Origin of the sequence: Brachybacterium ginsengisoli, from assembly GCF_002407065.1 — a bacterium.
In the GTDB taxonomy this organism is placed as follows: Bacteria; Actinomycetota; Actinomycetes; order Actinomycetales; family Dermabacteraceae; genus Brachybacterium; species Brachybacterium ginsengisoli.
The window spans coordinates 3,934,723-3,953,253 of the sequence record NZ_CP023564.1 but is presented as its reverse complement, the minus strand read 5'-3'; the positions used below and the strand labels follow the sequence as shown (position 1 = coordinate 3,953,253).

Below are 18,531 nucleotides of genomic sequence, written 5' to 3'. Positions count from 1 at the left end.
TGCGTCACGTCTAGAACCGCAGGTCAGAGGCCTGCACTGTCGGACGGCCCGGTGCCCGGATTGTCCGACAGCACCCCTTCTACGCCGCTCAGGTCCCGCAGAAGGTCAGGAAGCCCTCCCCGCCCTCACCGGCCGTCTCGAGGTGCTCGAGCCCCGCGCGGGCGTCGAACGGTGAGGCCACCGCACCCAGCAGCTCGAGGACCGGCCGGAGGTCCCCCAGATGCGCGGCCCGCAGCGCCGACTCGAGGTGGACGTTGCGCGGCACGTACAGAGGATTGACCCGGTGCGTCCGCACCCCGTCGCCCCGAAGCTTCCGCAGCTTCTCCAGCCACCCCGCCATCTGGGCCGGCGCGCGATCCTCGTCGAGCGCCCGGAAGAACCGCGTGTGGTCCAGCTGCTGCGTCTCGAGCAGCGCGAACAGCTCGTCGCCGAGGGCACCGACGCCCTCCCGCCCGTCCTCGGGGATGCCGAGCTTCTCCGCGAGACCCCGCTCGAAGGCCTGCCGGTACCGCACCTCGAAGCGCTCGAGCACCGCGGTCGCCTGCTCCACCGCGCGGTTCGGGTCCGTCGCCCCCATCAGCGGCAGCAGCGACTCGGCGAAGCGGGAGAGGTTCCACAGGGCGATGCCGGGCTGGTTCCCGTAGGCATAGCGGCCGCCACGGTCGATCGAGCTGAACACCGCGCCGCGGCGGTGGACGTCGAGCACCGCGCACGGACCGTAGTCGATGCCCTCCCCGGAGAGCGCCATGTTGTCGGTGTTCATCACCCCGTGCACGAAGCCGAGCAGCATCCACCGCGCCACCAGCTCCGCCTGGGCGCCCGTCACCGCCTCGAGCAGAGCGAGGGGTCCGTCGGCCGACGGGTGGTGCCGTGCGAGGGTGTGCTCGAGCAGGCGGTGGCCCACCTCGGGGTCGAGGTGCCAGGCCGCGTACTCGAAGGTCCCCACCCGCAGGTGGCTCGCGGCGACCCGCACCAGCAGGGCGCCCGGTTCGGGGGTCACGCCCTGGCGCGGGGCGATCCGCTCCCCCGTGGTGAGCACGGCGAGAGCGCGGGTGGTGGGGACCCCGACGGCATGCAGCCACTCCCCGATCACGGCCTCGCGCAGCATCGGCCCGAGCGGCGCCTTCCCGTCGCCGCCGCGGGCGAAGGGCGTGCGGCCCGCGCCCTTGAGGTGCAGGTCGCGACGCCGCCCACGAACGTCCACGAGATCCCCCAGGAGCACGGCACGGCCGTCGCCCAGCTGCGGATTCGGGCTGCCGAACTGGTGGCCGGCGTAGACCTGCGCGGTGGTGCCCTCGATCTGACCGGTCAGCAGGGCGAGACCCTCCGGGCCGCGCAGCCAGTGGGGGTCCATGCCCAGCTCCGCGGCGAGCTCCTCGTTCAGCCAGGCGATCTCCGGCTGCGGCGGGAGGTCCGCGCGCCACGGGACGGACAGCTCGGGGAGCGCCTCGGCATAGCTCTGGTGGAGCACGGGGGCGGTCGCATCGGAGCTCGGCATCCCCCGAGTCTCCCACCCCTTGACTCCCGCCTCCCGCACAGCGCACACTGATCGCGCGCATTCTGTAACCCCCTTACGAAATTGAGGCGTCGATGCCTGCCGCACCCCCGACCACGTCAGCCGTCCGTCGCGCCAACGCGCGGGACTGCGTGGTCGTGCTGCGGGAGTCCGGGGATCCGCTGACCCTCGCCGAGCTCGCCGCCGCGACCGAGCTCTCCCGACCCACCGTGGCCGCGGTGCTCGAGGACCTGCAGTCCACCGGCATCGTCACCCCCGCCCCGGCCGCCGCATCCGGCGGCGCGGGTCGCCCGGCACGTCGCTTCGGCTTCGACCCCTCCGCGGCGAGCGTCGCCGCCCTCGACATCGGCGCGCGGACGGTGCGCTGCCTGGTCACCGACGCCGCGGGATCGGTGGTCGCCCGCTCCGCCGTCCCGACCACCGTGACCGACCCCCTCGCTCCGCTCCAGCGCGCGCTCGAGGAGACCGGCACCGCGCCCGACGCAGTGGGCGTCGCCGTCCCCGGCATCCTCACGCCCGAGGGACGCATCGGCCGCAGCCTCGTCGTCCCGGGCCTGGACGGCCTCGACCTCGGCGCCGACCTGTCCGAGCGCCTGGGCTGCCCGGTGGCCGTCGAGAACGACATCAAGCTCGCGGCACTTGCGGAGCACCACCTCGCCCCGCCGGCCCACAGCATCGTGCTGCTCGAGCTGGGCCACCGGATCTCCCTCGCCGTGGTGGTGGGCGGCCAGATCTTGCAGGGCGCCCACCGGCTGGCCGGCGAGATCGGCAGCCAGCGCGGCATGCGCTGGACGGAGACCTCCGTGCGCGGCCGCCTGACCTGGTCCACCGGGGACGACGGGCGCGAGCTGCTCGAGCGCGCCGCCGCCGGGGACACGGCCGCCGTGCGGGAGGTCGAGGAGTTCTGCGCGCAGATCGCTCCGCGGCTGGCGGGAGTGCTGCTCACCGTCGACCCCGAGCGGATCGTCGTCGGCGGCGGACTCTCCCGCGCCGGGGAGACGCTGCTGGCACCGCTGCGCCGGGCCGTCGGCCGCCTGCTGATGATCGACCCCGCCCCGGAGGTCGTGCCGGCGAACCTGACCACCGACGGAGCCCTCGTCGGCGCGCTCGGACTGGGCTTCACCCACGGCTCCACCCGTCTCACCGGCGTCCCCGACGTGCCCGCCCCCTGGCGGCGCGTGCACGAGACCCTCCTCTGACCTCACCCCACCTATCCGCGAGGACCCCCATGACCACCGACATCACCTTCGGCTTCAGCTCCTACAGCTTCCACTCCAAGCTCTCCACCGGCGAGATGAGCCTGCCGCAGGTCATCGACTGGATCGCGGCGAGCGAGGGCGAGCATCTCGAGCTCGCCTCCCTCGCCGACGACGCCGACTCCCCGATCCCGAACATCGCCTCCGACCCCGCCTACGTCGACCAGATCCGCGACCACGCCGCAGCCGCGGGCGTGCCGCTGACCAGCCTCGCCATCGGCGCGGACCTCTCCACCGGGGACCCCGCGCAGGTGGCCCGCGTGAAGGAGTACGTGGACCTCGCCGAGCGCCTCGGCATCACGCGGATGCGCCACGACGTGGTGGGCCACAGCGGCCACGAGGGCGATGACACGCCCCTGTTCGAGCAGGTGCTGCCGAACATCGTCGCCGCGAGCAAGGAGATCGCCCAGTACGCGGCGACGAAGGGGATCACCACGAGCCTCGAGAACCACGGCTTCTTCGTGCAGGCGGCGGACCGGGTGCGTCGGATCATCCACGCGGTCGACGAGCCGAACTTCCGCACCACCCTCGACGTGGGCAACTTCGTGTGCGTCGACGAGGACCCGGCCGTCTCCGTCCCGCAGAACCTGCCGTACGCGATGGTCGTCCACTTCAAGGACTTCTACATCCGCCCGGCCGACGCCGCCCCCGGCGAGGGCTGGTTCCGCAGCCGCGGAGGCAAGCACCTGCGCGGCGCCGTGGTCGGCAACGGCGACATCGACCTGCGCGCCGTCGCCCGCGCGATCCGCGACTCCGACTTCGCCGGCTACGCCGCCATCGAGTTCGAGGGCTGGGAGGACTGCCTCCTGGGCTGCGAGCGCGGGATCGCCCATGCCAAGAGCCTGTTCGCCTGACCTCTCATCCACCACCGAGGAGCACACCCCATGAGCACTTTCCGAGTCGGCGTGATCGGCGCCGGCAGCATCGCCCAGTCCCACCTGACCGCGTACAGCGAGAACCCCGACGTCGACCTGGTCGCCGTCGCGGACATGAACCTCGAGCGGGCCCAGGCCGTCGCCGAGAAGCACGGCGCCCGCCGCGCCTACGCCGATCCCCACGAGCTGCTCGCCGATCCCGAGGTCGACGGCGTCTCCATCTGCACCTGGAACAACTCGCACGCCGAGTGGGCGATCGCCGCGATCGAGGCCGGCAAGCACGTGCTGGTCGAGAAGCCGATCGCCCGAACCCTCGCCGAGGCGGAGGAGCTGCAGCGCGTCGTCGAGAAGAGCGACCGGGTGGTGCAGGTGGGCTTCGTGCGCCGCCACTCCCCCAACTGCCAGGTGCTGAAGTCGTTCATCGACGCGGACGAGCTGGGCGAGATCTACTACGCCAAGGCCAGCTGCCTGCGCCGGGTGGGCAACCCCGGCGGCTGGTTCGCGGACAAGGAGATCTCCGGCGGCGGCCCGCTGCTGGACATCGGCATCCACGTGCTGGACCTGTGCTGGTACCTGATGGGCTCCCCGAAGGTTGTCGCCGTCAGCGGCAACACCTACGACAAGCTCGGCAGCCGCGGCAACGTCACCACCATGCCGCGCTACAAGGCGGCGGACTACGACCCGTCCAAGAACACCGTCGAGGACCTCGCCAATGCAGTGATCCGGTTCGAGAACGGCGCCTCGCTGCTGCTGGACTGCTCGTACTCGCTGCACGCCACTAAGGACTCGATCGACGTCTCGGTGTACGGCGAGAAGGGCGGCGCGGAGCTCGAGCCGTCGCTGCACATCGCCACGGAGATGCACGACTCGGTGGTGAACATCGAGCCGCAGATCGCCTCGCGCACCTTCGAGTTCGGTGTGGGCTTCGGCAACGAGATCCAGAACTTCGTCGACGCGTCGCTGGGGCGTGCGGAGTCGGTCGCGCCGGCCTGGCACGGCGTCGAGATCGTGCGGATCCTCGAGGCCATCTACGAGTCGGCGGCATCGGGACGCGAGGTCACGCTCGGCTGATCCTCGCGGACCGGCCCTGAACAGGACGAACAGCCCCGACGGGCCGGTCCGCGACGATTGACAACGTGACCCGCATCACCCAGCCTGGAGGTGGTGCGGCTCGAGCACAGATGCAACGGAGCATCGGGGCCGCGGCCAGGTCGAGGAGGGTCAGCATGTCCAGCAATCGTGCGGTCGCGTACAAGGGTCCGGGTGAGGTCGAGGTCATCGACATCGACTACCCGGGATACGAGCTCAAGGACGGCCCGGGGGTGAACCCCGCGAACGTCGGCCGGAAGCTGCCCCATGCGGCGATCCTCAAGGTCGTCACCACGAACATCTGCGGCTCCGACCAGCACATGGTGCGCGGCCGCACGACGGCGCCGGCGGATCTGGTGCTCGGGCACGAGATCACCGGCGAGGTGATCGACACCGGGCCCGGGGTCGAGTTCATCAAGAAGGGAGACCTCGTCTCGGTGCCCTTCAACATCTCCTGCGGCCGCTGCGAGATGTGCAAGACGCGGCGCACCGAGATCTGCCTGAACGTGAACCCGGACCGTCCCGGCAGCGCCTACGGGTACGTGGACATGGGCGGCTGGGTCGGCGGTCAGGCCGAGTACGTGCTGGTCCCGTACGCGGACTGGAACCTGCTGAAGTTCCCGGACAAGGACCAGGCCATGGAGAAGATCCTGGACCTGACCATGCTCTCGGACATCTTCCCCACCGGCTATCACGGCGCGGTCACCGCGGGAGTGGGGCCCGGATCCTCGGTGTACATCGCCGGGGCGGGCCCGGTGGGCACGGCCGCGGCGCTGGGCGCGCAGCTGCTGGGCGCCTCGGTGGTGATCATGGCGGACATGAACGCGGACCGCCTCGCGAACGCGGCGAAGTTCGGCTGCGAGACGATCGACGTCTCGAAGGAGGATCCGCGCGAGGGCATCGCCCGCATCCTGGGCCGCGAAGAGGTCGACGCCGGTGTGGACGCTGTGGGCTTCGAGGCCCGCGGGCACGGCAAGGATGCGAAGGAGGCGCCGGCGACGGTGCTGAACACGCTGATGGACGTGACCCGGGCCGGTGGTGCGCTCGGGATCCCCGGTCTGTACGTGACCGGCGATCCGGGCGGCGTGGACGAGGCGGCGCAGGAGGGCTCGCTGTCGCTGCGGCTGGGACTGGGCTGGGCGAAGGCGCTGTCGTTCACCACCGGCCAGTGCCCGGTGATGAAGTACCACCGTCAGCTGATGGAGGCGATCCTGCACGACAAGGCGAAGATCGCCGACGCCGTGAACGCCGCTGCGATCTCCCTGGACGACGCCCCGGCGGGGTACGCAAAGTTCGACTCGGGTGTCGCCACGAAGTACGTGATCGACCCGCACGGCGTGACCGGCAGGGTCCAGCCCGTCTGATCCGCTCGATCCCGGCTGCATCGCCCGCTCCTGCGCCGATCTCGGCGGTCCGGAGCGGGCGATGTGCAGTCCGGGTGACATCGATGTGAGGGGAGCGGAGTGACGGCGGCGGGCAGCAGACTTCACACTCATGTCAGATATGAGCATCTGCGCAGGTAGACCGGGACAGTGCGTCGTCATGGCGCGGTCAGTAGGGTGGGTCGGGGTACTCGGGGGTGGCGCCGGGTGGGGTGACGCGGCGGGTGTCGGGGATGGGCCGGGTCCGGTCCTGGTTGGCCAGTGCTTGTTGGACGCGGCGGGTGCGTTGGTGGAGGGTCCAGGCCTGGTCGAGGGTCTTCACGGTCTCGGGGGTGAGGAGGTCGGTGTGTTCCCGGGTGCGGGCGCGGAGCGGCCCGATCTTCCAGGTCGTCTCGAGCGGTCCGGCGGGTGTGGTGCGGTCTTCGCGGGCAGGGTCGTCCCTCGGGTCGCGGTCGGGGTCGATGAGGCCGGCGGTCTTGAGCTGGTGGTGCTGCCAGCACAATCGGTGGAGGTTCCACAGCGAGGTGGGTCCGCCTCGGGCGGGGTGGTCGTGGTCGTACTCGATGATGTGGTCGTCCTCTGCCGCGAGCGCGGTCGATCGGGTGCAGCCCGGTGCGGCGCAGACGGGGTGGCGCAGCCGGAGCTGGAGCCGCATCTGCGCCGTGGGCTGATACGTGGTCGCGTCGACGGGGAGGTGCGCGCCGGTGATCGGGTCGGTGAGGATCCGCTGCCAGGTCGTCTCCTTCCCGGCCAGGTCCCGGGCGAGCTCGGCCGGGATCGGTGTCATGCCCTCGAGCATCGCGGGTGAGTCATCCATGCCCAGCAGCGTCGTGACGGGCACGGTGACCAGGAGCTTGAACGGGGTGCGGGTCTCCTGGACCGGATCGATGTCGAGGATCGAGTGGGTGAGGATCGCGTATCTCAGGGTCCGCAGCGAGGCGGCTCTGCCGTTTTCGCGGAGGGACTCGTCGAGGTCGAACGGGATCGGCCCCTCCGTCCCGTCCTCGAGCATCGCCCGCTGAGTCTTCTGGACCGTGCGCGCGGCGAGATCGAGCCGTTGGGCGAGGCCCGTGATCTCCAGGATCGGGCCCGTCACCAGCAACGACGCGGTCCCCACCTCCGGGTCCACGCCCACGACCTCCACATCCCTGGAACTGGAAGGCGGGGTCGGGAGCGTGCCCGCGGTCGCGAGAGCGACCGCGACAGAGACCTGCTTGTCGAACGTGACAGGGGAGATGGAGGGCAGCTCGACCTCGGCGATCCGGGCATCGACCTGCCGGACCTGCTCCTCGCTCAAGCGCCGCACCCGGCGCAGCAGGGAGCGATGCCAGGCTTCGGGCAGGTCCCCGCGACGGAGGTACTCGAACGTCAGCGGCATCCACTCCACCGCCCGATACGCGTCATGGACCTGCGAGGTGGCCTGAAGGTAGGAGCAGCGCAGCCCGGTCGCGATCTTCAACGCCGTCAGATCCGCGTCCTCCAGCAGGCCCTCCACCTCAGGATCCTCCCGGAAGAACACCGCCACCTGCCGCAGATGCTGGGCGTAGAGACGGGCCCGCTGCCTCATCAGACCATGCAGAGATTCGACTCTGGCAGCCTCGATGGAATCGGACTCGACCTCCTGAACGACCCGCTCCCGCGTGAGCTCCTTACGGGCCCGCACCCGCCACTCCGGCAGGACCACCGACGAAGTGACCTCCGACAGAGCATCGTCGAGACGACCCGCGAGACCCGAAGCAGCGCCAGCAGCAGAGATGGGAACGGGGCCGCGCGGCGAAGCCGGCCCGGACCCTGAAGCCACCGACCCGTCGGCCGCACCATCCCGCTCGAACACCTCGAACCCCTCCTCGAACTCACCCATCACCACCACCCCCTCCCCACACTCGAAACACTCCCGCGAACCACCTCCGCGATAACCCCATTCTATTTCCCCGACACCCCCTACTGAAGGATCATCGAGAAATGGGGACAAATCCGTGGATAACCACTGACTGTGGAGGAACGGTCGCGTCAGGGATCCGATCACGGGGACGGGTGCCGCACCTCCTCGGCACCCACCACCCCTCCACGACCTGCCGGTATACACCTCCCCATGCCCCGCGCAACCCTCGAGCACCCTTCCAGCAGGCCCTGGGACACCCCGTCATTCCCCACAAGGAGAATGTGCATAATTCGCCCCTGTGGAGGAAACGTCATTCACGCCTTCCACAGTGTGCACATTCCTGGGGATATCTCGCCTCAACCCCGCCTCGGCCCGGCCCCGTCCACCGCCCGCTCCTCCGGGCCTCGTCCCGCTCCGGAAGCGCGTAAGGTCGACCCCATGACGGAACGCACCACGTACCTCCTGGTGGACGGCGAGAACATCGACGCCACGCTCGGCGTCTCGGTTCTCGGCCGGCGGCCCCAGCCCGAGGAGCGCCCTCGCTGGAACAAGCTGCTCCACCACGCCGAGATGTCGTGGCATCAGAGCGTGAAGGGCCTGTTCTTCCTGGCTGTCGACGACAGCCTGCCCTCGAGCTTCGTCCAGGCGCTCATCGCGATGGGCTACAAGCCGGTCCCGCTGCGCGGCGAGGGCAAGATCGTGGACATCGCGATCCAGCGCACCGCGGCGGCCCTGCTGGATCGTCCGGCGGACGTCATGCTGGTCAGCCATGACCGGGACTTCGTCCCGCAGATGGAGGACCTGGCCGCGGATCCGGAGCGACGCACCGCGATCGTCGGCTTCCGCGAGTTCATGGCCTCGGATCTCCAGAGCATCTCGGGGATCGAGTTCCACGACCTCGAGTACGACGTCTCCGCGTTCACGAGCCGCCTGCCGCGCGTGCGCATCATCGACATCGACGAGTTCGATCCGCTCGAGTTCATCTGAGCCGGAGCTCCGGCCCGGCCGCGGCGCTCAGCGCCGCTGGTCGAGCACGCCCTGCACGAAGGTCACGACGTCCTCGAGCACTTCGGCGCGGTTCGTCTCGTTGAAGATCTCGTGGCGCGCCCCGGGATAGGTGATCCGCGAGGTCGCGGGGCCGCGCAGGGTCTCCACGCCCTCGACGCTCGCGGGCATCGGCACCAGCTGGTCGGCCTCGCCGTGCAGGTGGAGCATCGGATGGTTCCCGACGCTCCCGCCTGCGGTGATGGTGCGCATCATGGTCTGCATCGCCTCGAGCGTCGGCCGCGCGAAGTCGCCGTGCCAGACCAGCGGGTCCGCGGCGTACGCCTCGCCCACCGCGGGGTCGCGGGAGAGAGTCTCCGGGTCGATCGGGGTGGAGGGGATCTCCTCGAGCGCGAGCAGGTCGTCCACCGTGGCCCAGGAGCCGATCACCGGGCCGGAGAGCACGGTCGCGACGAGCGCGTCGGCGTGCCGCTGGGTGTAGCGGGCGGCGATGAGGCCGCCCATCGAGTGGCCGATGAGGATGATCGGGAGGTCGGGGTGCACCCCGGCCGCGTGGCGCACCACCAGGTGGAGGTCCTCGACCACGTCCTCGTAGTCGCGGATCAGCACCCGGGTCCCGTCGCTGCGGCCGTGGCCCACGTGGTCGGCGGCGAAGACGGCGGCGCCGGCCTCGTGCAGCCGGCCGGCGACCCAGCCGTAGCGTCCCACGTGCTCGCCGTAGCCGTGCGCGATCACCGCCACCCACTGCGGGTCGGGGTGCGGCCAGGCGCGGCCCACGAGGGCACCGCCGTGGCCGGGGAGGTGGAAGTCCGTCGAGAGGGCGTCGTCGCTCATGGGATCCATCATGCCGTCCGTACGGACTCGGTGCGCAGCCGTCTGCCCAGAACGGCGGCGCTGACCGCCATGAGCGCGGCGGGGAGCAGGGCGGGCAGCGCTCCTCCCTGCGCGCCCAGCCAGGCGAAGGCTCCGTTCAGCGCCGCCGGCGGGACGAGCTGGACGAGCACCAGGAGCGACTGGAACCGGGTCATCTGGTCGGCGGGCGCCCACCGCACCAGCATCGGGGCGACGCAGGTGGTGAACAGCGCCGTGCCGGCCCCGATCGCACCACACACGAGGATCGCCGCGATGAGCGGCAGGGGAAGGGCGAGCAGCAGGGATCCGAGCGCCACGAGGAGCGGGCCGCCGGTCAGCGCGACCCGCGGGCTGCGCACCGCGCCGAGAACTCCGATCGCGAAGGTCACCGCGAGCACGCCCAGCGCATAGCCCGCATCGAGCAGACCGGCCTGGGCGCCGCTCCAGCCGCGCCCGCGGGCGAGGACCGGCAGCACCACCCCGATCGTCGGGAGCACGGCCCCGCTGATCAGGGCGACCGCGGCGAGCAGCGGCCAGATCCGCAGGTCCCGGGCGACGCGGAGTCCGTCGAGGAGAGAGCGGAGCATCCCTTCGCGACTCCGCGCCGCCGGACCCGGGGAGGACGCCAGCGGCCGCATCACCAGCAGCAGCCCCAGGACTAGCAGCATCAGGGCGAGGTTCAGTGCGATGACGGCCGCGAGGGACCAGACGGCGACGGCCAGCCCGCCGGTGGCGACGCCGAGCGTGCGCGCGATCTGGAGGCTGCCGGAGATGCGGGCCATGGCGCGGGGCAGCTGCTCCGGGTCCCGGACCAGCAGGCGCGGGAGCACGGAGGCCGACGGCTGATGGACGGCCGCGATCACTGCTCCGCCTGCCGTGGCGAGGACGAGGAGGGCGGCGCTCGGATCGCCCAGGGAAGGGGCCAGTGCCGCCGCGAGCATCAGGATCCGAGCGATGCTGGTGCCGAGGAGGGTCCTGCGAGGTCCGTGCCGATCCCCGATCGCCCCACCGATCAGCACCAGCAGGATCTGAGGGACCGCGGCGACCGTGCTCACCAGGGCCACGGTCCCGGTGCCGTGGGCCGTGGCGGACCAGATCATGGCGAAGCCGAGCATGGCGTTCCCGGTCGCGGAGGCGGTGGTGGCGAGCCACCAGAGATGGAAGGAGCGGGGAAGAGGGGTCATCCCCTCACGCTGGGGGTTCGAGCGACCTGAAGGTCAAGGCCGCATCGGCATCACGAGGCAGATCATCGTGTCCTGCACCGGGGAGTGGACGCGCACCGGTGTCTCGGCGTCGACCAGGTCGAGGATGACCTCCTCGCCCGCGCAGCTCGAGGCGGCGGCCCGCAGCAGGCGCGCCTGGAGGAGCACCGAGGAGGGACCCTCCGCACCGCTCGTCGACGCCCACCCCACGAGGACGTCGTCCGGTTCCCCGATCGGGATCAGTCGTGCGCCCTCGCCGTCCAGCTCGAGGCGGAGAGTGACCGCACCGTCGGCCTCAGCGGTCCGACGACCGGCCGTGAAGGCCGCCAGCTCGAGGCGTGGGAAGCCGACGGCGGCCCGCACCGCGGGCAGGCTCGTGACGAGCCGGGCCAGGTCCGGGACGGCGCGATCGGCCGACGGCGCCTCGAGGAGCGTCGTGCCGTCCTCGCGACGCACCACCAGGGTCGTGCCCGTGATCGCGACCTCGAGCATGCCGGTGCGGGCGCTGCGCTCGGCGAGGTCCTCGGCGGCGGGGATCGCGGTGATGAGCCGCGCCGGGGAGGGACTCCCCGCAGCCGGGAGACGCCGATGAGCGAGCCAGTACCTGTCGGTGGCGCTGAGCTCGAGACCGGTGGGTCCCAGCGCCCAGACCACGCCGGCGAGGTCCGGCTCCGCGGACGCCGCCGCGGGCAGGACCTGGCGGAGGGCGGCCGAGAGGGCGGTGCCGCGCAGGCGCAGCGTCGCCGCAGGGACCCCGCCCAGTTCGTCGCGCAGGCCGCGCAGCGTCTCCAGGCGGTGCGTGGAGCGGGAGGTGTGCGCGGTGACCAGGCCGTCGATCAGCGCGGCGCGCTCGGAGCTCGGTGCGGCGAGCACCTCCCGCATCACGGGGAGCGGCGCCTCGGCGAGGCGGAGTCGGTGGACGAGCACGCCGTCGTCGATCTGGTCCGGGGCGTAGTAGCGGTATCCGGTGATCGGGTCGACGTCGGCCGGGACCAGCAGCCCGTGGGCGCTGTAGTGGCGCAGCGCGCTGGCGGGGATCCCCACCGCCCGGGAGTAGGTGCTGATCGTCAGGAGTCGCTGGTCCGCCACCGCGGCATCATGGCACGCCCCGCCCACGACCCGCTCGGGCGCACGAAAAAACCCCGGCTCACCTGTGTGAACCGGGGCCATCCCTGCGGTGCGCAAGGGGGGACTTGAACCCCCACGCCGTTTCCGGCACACGGACCTGAACCGTGCGCGTCTACCAATTCCGCCACTTGCGCATATCTTCGGCACCGGGACTTCACGCACCAAGACCGAAGGTTCCCCTAGGGTACCCCCGCGAGAACTCCCAGCCCAAATGCATCCGGCACACAGTAACGTACGCCACGTCGGCGGATCGGAGAGCCCGGATCAGCGCATCGACTCGGCCTCGACGAAGGCCTCCTCGTGTCCGCCGGGTCGACCCGGCCGCGCAGCACGGTGAAGTACAGGAGCGTCGCGAGGAGCACCGCCGGCACGCCCACCAGGGCGGCGATCTGCATGCTGGAGCTCACGGTCACCGTGGCGAACACCGCGAGCAGACCGATCAGGCCGACCACCGCGGAGATCGGCCCGCCGGGCATGCGGAAGGTCGCGCCCTCTACGCGCCGGCGACGGAAGGCCAGGTAGGTGATGAGGATCAGAGCCCACACCATGATCACGGCGAACACCACCAGGCTCATCATGTAGCCGAACACGCCGCCCACCCCGCTGAACGCCAGGGCGGCGGCGCCGATCAGGCCGACGGAGCTCGCGACGATGCCGACCAGCGGCACCTTCCGGGCGGTGGTCTTCGCCGCGAGGCGCGGCGCGAGGCCGTCCGAGGCGAGCGAGTGGAGGATCCGGCTGCCGGCATAGAGGTTCGCGTTCGCGGCCGACAGCGCCGCGATGAGCACCAGCAGGTTCGTCAGATGGGCGGCGCCTGGGATGCCGATGCGGTCGAAGACCATCACGAACGGCGAGGTGGCGACGTCCTCGCCCGTCCCTGCCGCCTGACGCCACGGCACCAGGCACAGCACGATCCCGATCGCGGAGACGTAGAAGAACGCCAGGCGCACGATGGTGGTGCGGGCGGCGGTGCGGATCGAGCGGGCGGGATCCTTCGCCTCGGCGGCGGTGATCGACAGCAGCTCGATGCCGCCGAAGGAGAACATGACCACCGACAGCGCGATCCAGACGGCACCCCAGCCCATGGGGGCGAAGCCCCCGTCGGCCGCGAGCTCGCCGAACCCGGCGGCGGGCTGCGAGGGCAGTCCGAAGATCACCAGCACCGCGCCGACCAGGATGAACACGAAGACGGCGATCACCTTGATCGAGGACAGGAAGAACTCCACGACGCCGAAGGAGCCGACGCTGGCCAGGTTGATCGCGATGATCACGGCCGCGAAGAGCAGGATCCCGGCCCAGATCGGCACCGCCGGCACCCAGTAGGCGAGGTAGGCGGCGCAGGCCACGAGCTCCGCGCCGGTGACGCAGACGGTCACGATCCAGTACAGCCAGCGGGAGAGGTAGCCCCAGAACGGCGAGAGGTACCGGGCGGCCAGGGTGCCGAAGCCGCCGCGCACGGGGTGGCGCGAGGCCATCTCGCCCATCGCGAGGGCGACGGTGGCCGCGATCAGGGAGCCGAGTGCGAAGGAGATGATCACGGCGGGACCGGCGATGCCGATCGCCTCGCCGGAGCCGAGGAACAGGCCCGTGCCGAGGGCCGAGCCCATGGCGATCATCGCCATCTGGCCGTGGCCCAGGGAGCGGGCGAGGTGCCCGTCGGCGCTGTGGTCGGAGGAGGGGGTCGAGGAGGTCACCCGTCGAGGGTAGCCGCCCGGCCGCCGCAGGGCCGAGCGGCGGGGCTCAGGCGCGCTCGCGGTACCGGTCGATCGCGTCCTTGGCCTCCTTGAGTCCGGCGCCGGTGCGTTCGCGGTACACCTTGATCGCCCGGATCACCTCGCCCTGCGCGACGAGGCGACGGCACTCCTCGGGCACGCCGACGGCACCCGCCTCCGCGCGCAGCTGCTCGAGCTCCGCCGCCCCGACCCCGGCGCGCTCGGCGAGGAGATCGACCAGCGCCTCGAGCCGACGGGTCTCGCCCCGGAGGTGCTCTACCTGAGCCTGCTGCTGTCTGCCGCGTCCGAACATGGCACCAGCTTATCGGCGCCGTGGGAGGTCACAGGATGCACCGGGATCGTGACCCAGGGCAGGACGAGGTGCACGATCGGGCCGATCCCGAGGGCGTAGACGACGGTGGCGAGGCCGACGGGGCCGCCGAGCACCCAGCCGATCGCGAGGACCGCCACCTCGAGGACGGCCCGCACCGGACCGATCCGCAGGCCCCAGCGGTGATGGATGCCCGTCATGAGCCCGTCGCGCGGGCCGGGGCCCAGCTGGGCGCCGATGTAGACGGCGTCGGAGACCGCGTTGAGCAGGAGGCCGCCGGCGAGCATCGCGAGACCGGGCAGCAGCCCCTCGACGGGCGGGACGACGGCGAGGGTGAGGTCCATCGCGACGCCCACCCAGAGCGCGTTGACGAGGGTGCCGATGCCCGGCTGCTGACGCAGCGGGATCCATGCCAGCAGGACCACGAAGCTGGTGATCACGGTGAGCGTCCCGATGCTGAGCCCGGTGCGCTCGGACAGCGCGACGGACAGGACGTCCCAGGGTGCGGCTCCGAGCCCGGCGCGCAGCACCAGGGCGATGCCGGCGCCGAAGCCCGTCAGGCCCAGGAACAGCGTCAGCAGGCGCAGCGGGAGCCGGTCGACCGTCAGCTGGTCGCGCAGGCGGAGGTTCTGGAGCGGTGCAGGCATGAGCCCATCCTGACTCGGAATGGACCGACTCGACAGGGCCAATCGTGGTCCACTGGCCCCATGCCCGTCCCGCCGCCCCCTGCTCCGCCGCTGCGCACGCTCCTCGGCCCGCCCCCGTCTCGGGCGCGCGCCCGATGGCTCGCCGACCGGCTGCTCGCGCTCACCATCGAGGGTCGGCTGCCGCCAGGGGCCCGTCTGCCCTCGGAGCGTCTCCTCGCCGAGGAGCTCGGGTTCTCCCGCGGCACCGTGGTCCGCGCGCTCGACGACGCGCGCGACCGGGGCGTGCTGTCCTCACGACAGGGATCGGGCCGCACGGTGCTGGCGCCGTCGGGGCGGGCACGACCCGTCGAGTCCCTCACCGCGCGGGCCCGGGCCCTGCCCGCCGGCACCGTCGACCTCCGCGCCACCGTGCTCCCGCCCCACCCGGACCTGCAGTCCGTCACCGAGGAGGCGGTCTCGGAGATGATCGCGGATCCTGCCTGGGGAAGCGTCCCGGCGGACGGCCACCCCGAGCTGGTCGAGGCGATCTGCGCCCACTACGACCGCCGGGGACTGCCCACCGACCCCGCCCAGGTGCTCGTCACCACCGGGGCCGTCAGCGGGCTGCACCTCGCCCTGCGCGCCGTCACCGCGCCCGGCGCACGGGTGGGCACCGAGAACCCTGGCTATCCCAACACCGCACGCGTCATCACCGCGGCGCGGCGCCGCGTGGTCCCGATCGACGTCGACGTCGAGCACGGGGACCAGCTGGTGCGGGCCGTCGGCTCCGGCGGCCTGGAGGCGGCTGTGCTCACCGCCGACTTCCACAACCCCGGCGGCCATCTGCTGGGCGCCGAGCATCGTTCACGCCTGCTGCAGGCCGCCGCGCGCACCGGGAACACGCTGGTGATCGACGAGACCCTCGTGGGGATGGCGTGGCGCGCCGAGCACCTGCCCCCGGCTCCGGTCGCGGGGCACGGCGCCCGGACGCTGCTGGTGGGCTCGACCTCGAAGTCGCTGTGGGCGGGGCTGCGGATCGGCTGGATCCGGGGCACCGCCGAGATGATCGATGCGATCTCCCGGATCCGGATCGGGGTGGACCTCGGCGCCCCGCCGCTCGAGCAGCGGATCGCCGCCCGGCTGCTGGTCGGCGACTCGCCCGTGCCCGCTCAGCAGGCCCACATCGCCGCGAACCACGAGATCGCGACCGGGATGCTGCGGCGGCACCTGTCGCACTGGCGCTGGCGGGACCCTGCCGGGGGGCTCTCGATCTGGGCCGACGCCACCCGCCGACCCGCCGGGGAGCTGGTGACCGCGGCGGCGGAGCGGGGCGTCGCGCTCAGCCCCGGCAGCCTGTTCTCACCGACCGGGACCGGCTGGCCGCACGCCCTGCGGATCCCCTTCTCCGGGAGGGCCGACGACCTCCGCCGCGCTCTCGAGGTGCTCGCCGAGCTCGACACCTGAGGCAGGACATGCAGGAGCGCCCCGCACCAAGATGGTGCGGGGCGCTCCAGGATCGAGCAGTACGTCGATCAGGCCTTGGCGGCCGCACCCTTGGCGGCGACGACCTGGATGACGAGGTTCGCGAAGATGTCCTCGTGCAGACGGACGGTCGCCTTGTGCTCGCCGAGCGAGCGGATCGGCGACACGAACTCGACCGTGCGACGGTCGATGTCCTTGTCGAACACTGCCTTGACGCCCTCGGCGACCTCCTTGGAGGAGACCGCACCGAAGAGACGGCCGTTCTGGCCGGCGCGCTCGGCGATGACGACGGGCTTCGACTCGAGCGAGGCCTTCAGGGACTGCGCGTCCTCGATGCTGGCGATCGCACGCTTGCCGCGAGCCGCACGGATCTGGTCGAGCTGACGCTGACCGCCCTTGGTCCACGGGGTCGCGAGACCACGGGGCAGGAGGAAGTTGCGCGCGTAGCCGTCCTTGACGTCGACGACGTCTCCGGCGGCACCGAGGCCGGTGACCTCGTTGGTGAGGATGAGCTTGCTGGTCATGTGCTTCCCTTCCTCGCTCAGCGACCGGAGGTCGAGTACGGCAGCAGGGCGATCTCGCGGGCGTTCTTCACGGCCTTCGCGATCTTGCGCTGCTCCTGGACGGAGACGCCGGTGACCCGACGGGCGCGGATCTTTCCGCGATCGGAGATGAACTTGCGCAGCAGCGCGGCGTCCTTGTAGTCGACGGTCTCGAGACCGGCGGCCTTCAGGGGGTTCTGCTTCTTCTTCGGCTTGCGAAGAACAGGCTTGGCCATCGTGGTGCTCCTTCTTTCTGAGGGGAGCCCGGGCATGCACCCGGGATGGAGTGGATCAGTGTCTTGCGTCGATCGCCGGAGCGATCAGAAGGGAGGGTCGTCGTACCCGCCCTGGTTGCCGCCGCCGGCCCACGGGTCGGCTGCAGGGGCACCCTGCGGAGCGTTGTTGTACCCGCCCTGGCCACCCTGGTTGCCCGGGTTGCCGTAACCGCCCTGGTTGCCGCCGCCCTGAGGGGCGCCGCCGCCGAAACCGCCACGGCCTCCGCCGCCTCCGCCGCCACGCTGGACCTTGTTGGGCTTCGCGGTGGCGTACTTGAGGGAGGGGCCGATCTCGTCGACGTCCAGCTCGATGCTGGTGCGGTTCTGACCTTCACGGTCGGTGAACGAGCGCTGCTTGAGACGGCCCTGCGCGACGACGCGGGTGCCCTTCTCGAGCGACTCGGCCACGTTCTCCGCGGCATCTCGCCAGATGGAGCAGCGCAGGAACAGCGCCTCGCCGTCCTTCCACTCGTTCGACTGACGGTCGAACGTGCGGGGGGTCGACGCGATGGTGAACGACGCGACCGCGACGCCGGACTGCGTGAAACGCAGCTCGGGGTCGGCGGTGAGGTTGCCGATCACCGTGATGACGGTGTCATTCGCCATGGGTGCTCCTCTGCTCCGGGGTGGTGTGGGGTGGTGCGGGGGTCAGCGACAGCGGATCAGGCTGCGTCGAGACGCATGATCTTCGTGCGCAGGACGGACTCGTTGAGCCCGAGCTGACGATCCAGCTCCTGCGCGGTCGAGGACTTCGCGGTGAAGGTCAGGACGATGTAGATGCCCTCGGACTGCTTGTCGATCTCGTAGGCGAACTTGCGCTTGCCCCAGACGTCGACGTTGTCGATGGTGCCGCCCTCGGTCGGGATGACCTGGACGAGCTTCTCGAAGGTTCCGGTGACGGTCCGCTCATCGACGGACGGGTCGAGGATCACGACCATTTCGTACTTGCGCATGTCTGGTACCCACCTCCTGTGGTCTCTGCGGCCACGGTCTCTCCGTGGCAGGAGGGTTCATGCCATCCGGTCCGAGCATCGGCGATGCTCCTCACGGACCGGCCCAGCCTACCTGCGGCGAGGGACATGGGCCAGGGGGTGCCGACGGGTGCGCGCCGCATCACAGCGGCCCGACGCCTCAGCTCTTCGGCGGTCGGCCCATCGCCCGACGGACGCGGGCGTACCAGCCGCCGGTGGCCCGGCCGCCGGCGATGCCGCCCCCGGCGACCACGCCGGCGGTGCGGCCCTGGAGCCGGATCCCGCAGCGGTCGCAGAGCTTCCGCCCGGTGACCGAGGTGTACGCCTTGCCGCGGATCTTCCCTCCGCACTGTTCGCATCGCATGCCTCGATCATGGCACGGGCGCGGAGGGGCGGACCGGGGAT

The 18,531-nt window shown here is 71.4% G+C and carries 19 protein-coding genes and 1 tRNA gene; 6 read left to right on the top strand and 14 right to left on the bottom strand.

Going from position 1 to position 18,531, the window contains the following annotated elements; all coding sequences use genetic code 11:
• Positions 1-88: 88 nt before the first annotated feature.
• Positions 89-1,498: a protein adenylyltransferase SelO gene (locus CFK41_RS17655; protein ID WP_096800859.1), complete on the bottom strand. Its 1,410-nt coding sequence runs from the start codon at positions 1,496-1,498 to the stop codon at positions 89-91.
• Between the two features lie 92 nt (positions 1,499-1,590).
• Between CFK41_RS17655 and CFK41_RS17650 the strand changes: the two genes are divergently transcribed.
• From CFK41_RS17650 to fdhA, 4 genes are all read left to right on the top strand, one after another.
• On the top strand, positions 1,591-2,715 hold the full coding sequence (locus tag CFK41_RS17650; RefSeq protein WP_096800858.1) for an ROK family transcriptional regulator: 1,125 nt from the start codon (positions 1,591-1,593) through the stop codon (positions 2,713-2,715).
• Positions 2,716-2,744: 29 nt separating this feature from the next.
• Complete coding sequence (locus tag CFK41_RS17645) at positions 2,745-3,626, top strand: sugar phosphate isomerase/epimerase family protein (RefSeq protein WP_096800857.1); 882 nt, start codon at positions 2,745-2,747, stop codon at positions 3,624-3,626.
• Between the two features lie 30 nt (positions 3,627-3,656).
• Complete coding sequence (locus CFK41_RS17640; RefSeq protein ID WP_096800856.1) at positions 3,657-4,718, top strand: Gfo/Idh/MocA family protein; 1,062 nt, start codon at positions 3,657-3,659, stop codon at positions 4,716-4,718.
• Positions 4,719-4,873: 155 nt separating this feature from the next.
• The gene (fdhA, locus tag CFK41_RS17635) at positions 4,874-6,100 is read left to right on the top strand and encodes a formaldehyde dehydrogenase, glutathione-independent (RefSeq protein ID WP_096800855.1); all 1,227 of its coding nucleotides are present in this window, start codon (positions 4,874-4,876) and stop codon (positions 6,098-6,100) included.
• Positions 6,101-6,287: 187 nt separating this feature from the next.
• Here the strand turns inward: fdhA and CFK41_RS17630 are convergent, their stop codons facing one another.
• On the bottom strand, positions 6,288-7,685 hold the full coding sequence (locus CFK41_RS17630) for an HNH endonuclease signature motif containing protein (protein WP_227873139.1): 1,398 nt from the start codon (positions 7,683-7,685) through the stop codon (positions 6,288-6,290).
• Between the two features lie 753 nt (positions 7,686-8,438).
• Here CFK41_RS17630 and CFK41_RS17625 point away from each other — a divergent pair.
• Positions 8,439-8,987, top strand: coding sequence for an NYN domain-containing protein (locus CFK41_RS17625; protein WP_096800854.1), 549 nt, complete (start codon positions 8,439-8,441; stop codon positions 8,985-8,987).
• 27 nt (positions 8,988-9,014) lie between these two features.
• Here CFK41_RS17625 and CFK41_RS17620 read toward each other — a convergent pair whose 3' ends face one another.
• The 7 genes from CFK41_RS17620 to yczE all read right to left on the bottom strand — a co-directional run bounded on the left by CFK41_RS17620 (position 9,015) and on the right by yczE (position 14,877).
• The gene (locus CFK41_RS17620; protein ID WP_096801173.1) at positions 9,015-9,839 is read right to left on the bottom strand and encodes an alpha/beta hydrolase; all 825 of its coding nucleotides are present in this window, start codon (positions 9,837-9,839) and stop codon (positions 9,015-9,017) included.
• Positions 9,840-9,847: 8 nt separating this feature from the next.
• A complete protein-coding gene (locus CFK41_RS17615) occupies positions 9,848-11,041 on the bottom strand; it encodes an MFS transporter (RefSeq protein ID WP_096800853.1) in 1,194 nt (397 codons plus the stop codon).
• 33 nt (positions 11,042-11,074) lie between these two features.
• Positions 11,075-12,148: a MerR family DNA-binding transcriptional regulator gene (locus tag CFK41_RS17610; RefSeq protein ID WP_169928865.1), complete on the bottom strand. Its 1,074-nt coding sequence runs from the start codon at positions 12,146-12,148 to the stop codon at positions 11,075-11,077.
• An 89-nt stretch (positions 12,149-12,237) separates the two neighbouring features.
• Positions 12,238-12,321, bottom strand: a tRNA-Leu gene (locus CFK41_RS17605).
• A 45-nt stretch (positions 12,322-12,366) separates the two neighbouring features.
• The gene (locus CFK41_RS17600; protein ID WP_227873138.1) at positions 12,367-13,881 is read right to left on the bottom strand and encodes an amino acid permease; all 1,515 of its coding nucleotides are present in this window, start codon (positions 13,879-13,881) and stop codon (positions 12,367-12,369) included.
• 46 nt (positions 13,882-13,927) lie between these two features.
• Positions 13,928-14,212 carry a ribosomal L7/L12 family protein gene (locus tag CFK41_RS17595; RefSeq protein WP_096800851.1) on the bottom strand — a complete coding sequence of 95 codons (285 nt, stop codon included), beginning with the start codon at positions 14,210-14,212 and terminating at the stop codon, positions 13,928-13,930.
• The gene (gene yczE, locus CFK41_RS17590) at positions 14,176-14,877 is read right to left on the bottom strand and encodes a membrane protein YczE (RefSeq protein ID WP_174705975.1); all 702 of its coding nucleotides are present in this window, start codon (positions 14,875-14,877) and stop codon (positions 14,176-14,178) included. The genes CFK41_RS17595 and yczE overlap by 37 nt, the downstream gene beginning before the upstream one ends.
• Before the next feature lie 60 nt (positions 14,878-14,937).
• Between yczE and CFK41_RS17585 the strand changes: the two genes are divergently transcribed.
• Complete coding sequence (locus CFK41_RS17585; protein ID WP_096800850.1) at positions 14,938-16,320, top strand: aminotransferase-like domain-containing protein; 1,383 nt, start codon at positions 14,938-14,940, stop codon at positions 16,318-16,320.
• 68 nt (positions 16,321-16,388) lie between these two features.
• On the opposite strand, the gene rplI is transcribed toward CFK41_RS17585, so the two are convergent.
• The 5 genes from rplI to CFK41_RS17560 form a co-directional block, all read right to left on the bottom strand.
• Entirely contained in the window at positions 16,389-16,862 is a 474-nt protein-coding gene (rplI, locus tag CFK41_RS17580) for a 50S ribosomal protein L9 (RefSeq protein WP_096800849.1), read from the bottom strand.
• 17 nt (positions 16,863-16,879) lie between these two features.
• The gene (gene rpsR / locus CFK41_RS17575) at positions 16,880-17,116 is read right to left on the bottom strand and encodes a 30S ribosomal protein S18 (RefSeq protein WP_010533203.1); all 237 of its coding nucleotides are present in this window, start codon (positions 17,114-17,116) and stop codon (positions 16,880-16,882) included.
• Positions 17,117-17,200: 84 nt separating this feature from the next.
• Positions 17,201-17,761, bottom strand: a complete 561-nt coding sequence (locus CFK41_RS17570; RefSeq protein WP_096800848.1) for a single-stranded DNA-binding protein — start codon at positions 17,759-17,761, stop codon at positions 17,201-17,203.
• A gap of 56 nt (positions 17,762-17,817) precedes the next feature.
• A complete protein-coding gene (gene rpsF / locus CFK41_RS17565) occupies positions 17,818-18,108 on the bottom strand; it encodes a 30S ribosomal protein S6 (RefSeq protein ID WP_096800847.1) in 291 nt (96 codons plus the stop codon).
• A gap of 178 nt (positions 18,109-18,286) precedes the next feature.
• On the bottom strand, positions 18,287-18,490 hold the full coding sequence (locus CFK41_RS17560) for a hypothetical protein (protein WP_096800846.1): 204 nt from the start codon (positions 18,488-18,490) through the stop codon (positions 18,287-18,289).
• Positions 18,491-18,531: the final 41 nt, after the last annotated feature.

Coding starts and splice junctions, on each gene's coding strand:
- CFK41_RS17655 (WP_096800859.1), bottom strand. CDS start 1,498: ATGCCGAGCTCCGATGCGACCGCCCCCGTGCTCCACCAGAGCTATGCC.
- CFK41_RS17650 (WP_096800858.1), top strand. CDS start 1,591: ATGCCTGCCGCACCCCCGACCACGTCAGCCGTCCGTCGCGCCAACGCG.
- CFK41_RS17645 (WP_096800857.1), top strand. CDS start 2,745: ATGACCACCGACATCACCTTCGGCTTCAGCTCCTACAGCTTCCACTCC.
- CFK41_RS17640 (WP_096800856.1), top strand. CDS start 3,657: ATGAGCACTTTCCGAGTCGGCGTGATCGGCGCCGGCAGCATCGCCCAG.
- fdhA (WP_096800855.1), top strand. CDS start 4,874: ATGTCCAGCAATCGTGCGGTCGCGTACAAGGGTCCGGGTGAGGTCGAG.
- CFK41_RS17630 (WP_227873139.1), bottom strand. CDS start 7,685: ATGAGGCAGCGGGCCCGTCTCTACGCCCAGCATCTGCGGCAGGTGGCG.
- CFK41_RS17625 (WP_096800854.1), top strand. CDS start 8,439: ATGACGGAACGCACCACGTACCTCCTGGTGGACGGCGAGAACATCGAC.
- CFK41_RS17620 (WP_096801173.1), bottom strand. CDS start 9,839: ATGAGCGACGACGCCCTCTCGACGGACTTCCACCTCCCCGGCCACGGC.
- CFK41_RS17615 (WP_096800853.1), bottom strand. CDS start 11,041: ATGACCCCTCTTCCCCGCTCCTTCCATCTCTGGTGGCTCGCCACCACC.
- CFK41_RS17595 (WP_096800851.1), bottom strand. CDS start 14,212: ATGTTCGGACGCGGCAGACAGCAGCAGGCTCAGGTAGAGCACCTCCGG.
- yczE (WP_174705975.1), bottom strand. CDS start 14,877: ATGCCTGCACCGCTCCAGAACCTCCGCCTGCGCGACCAGCTGACGGTC.
- CFK41_RS17585 (WP_096800850.1), top strand. CDS start 14,938: ATGCCCGTCCCGCCGCCCCCTGCTCCGCCGCTGCGCACGCTCCTCGGC.
- rplI (WP_096800849.1), bottom strand. CDS start 16,862: ATGACCAGCAAGCTCATCCTCACCAACGAGGTCACCGGCCTCGGTGCC.
- rpsR (WP_010533203.1), bottom strand. CDS start 17,116: ATGGCCAAGCCTGTTCTTCGCAAGCCGAAGAAGAAGCAGAACCCCCTG.
- CFK41_RS17570 (WP_096800848.1), bottom strand. CDS start 17,761: ATGGCGAATGACACCGTCATCACGGTGATCGGCAACCTCACCGCCGAC.
- rpsF (WP_096800847.1), bottom strand. CDS start 18,108: ATGCGCAAGTACGAAATGGTCGTGATCCTCGACCCGTCCGTCGATGAG.
- CFK41_RS17560 (WP_096800846.1), bottom strand. CDS start 18,490: ATGCGATGCGAACAGTGCGGAGGGAAGATCCGCGGCAAGGCGTACACC.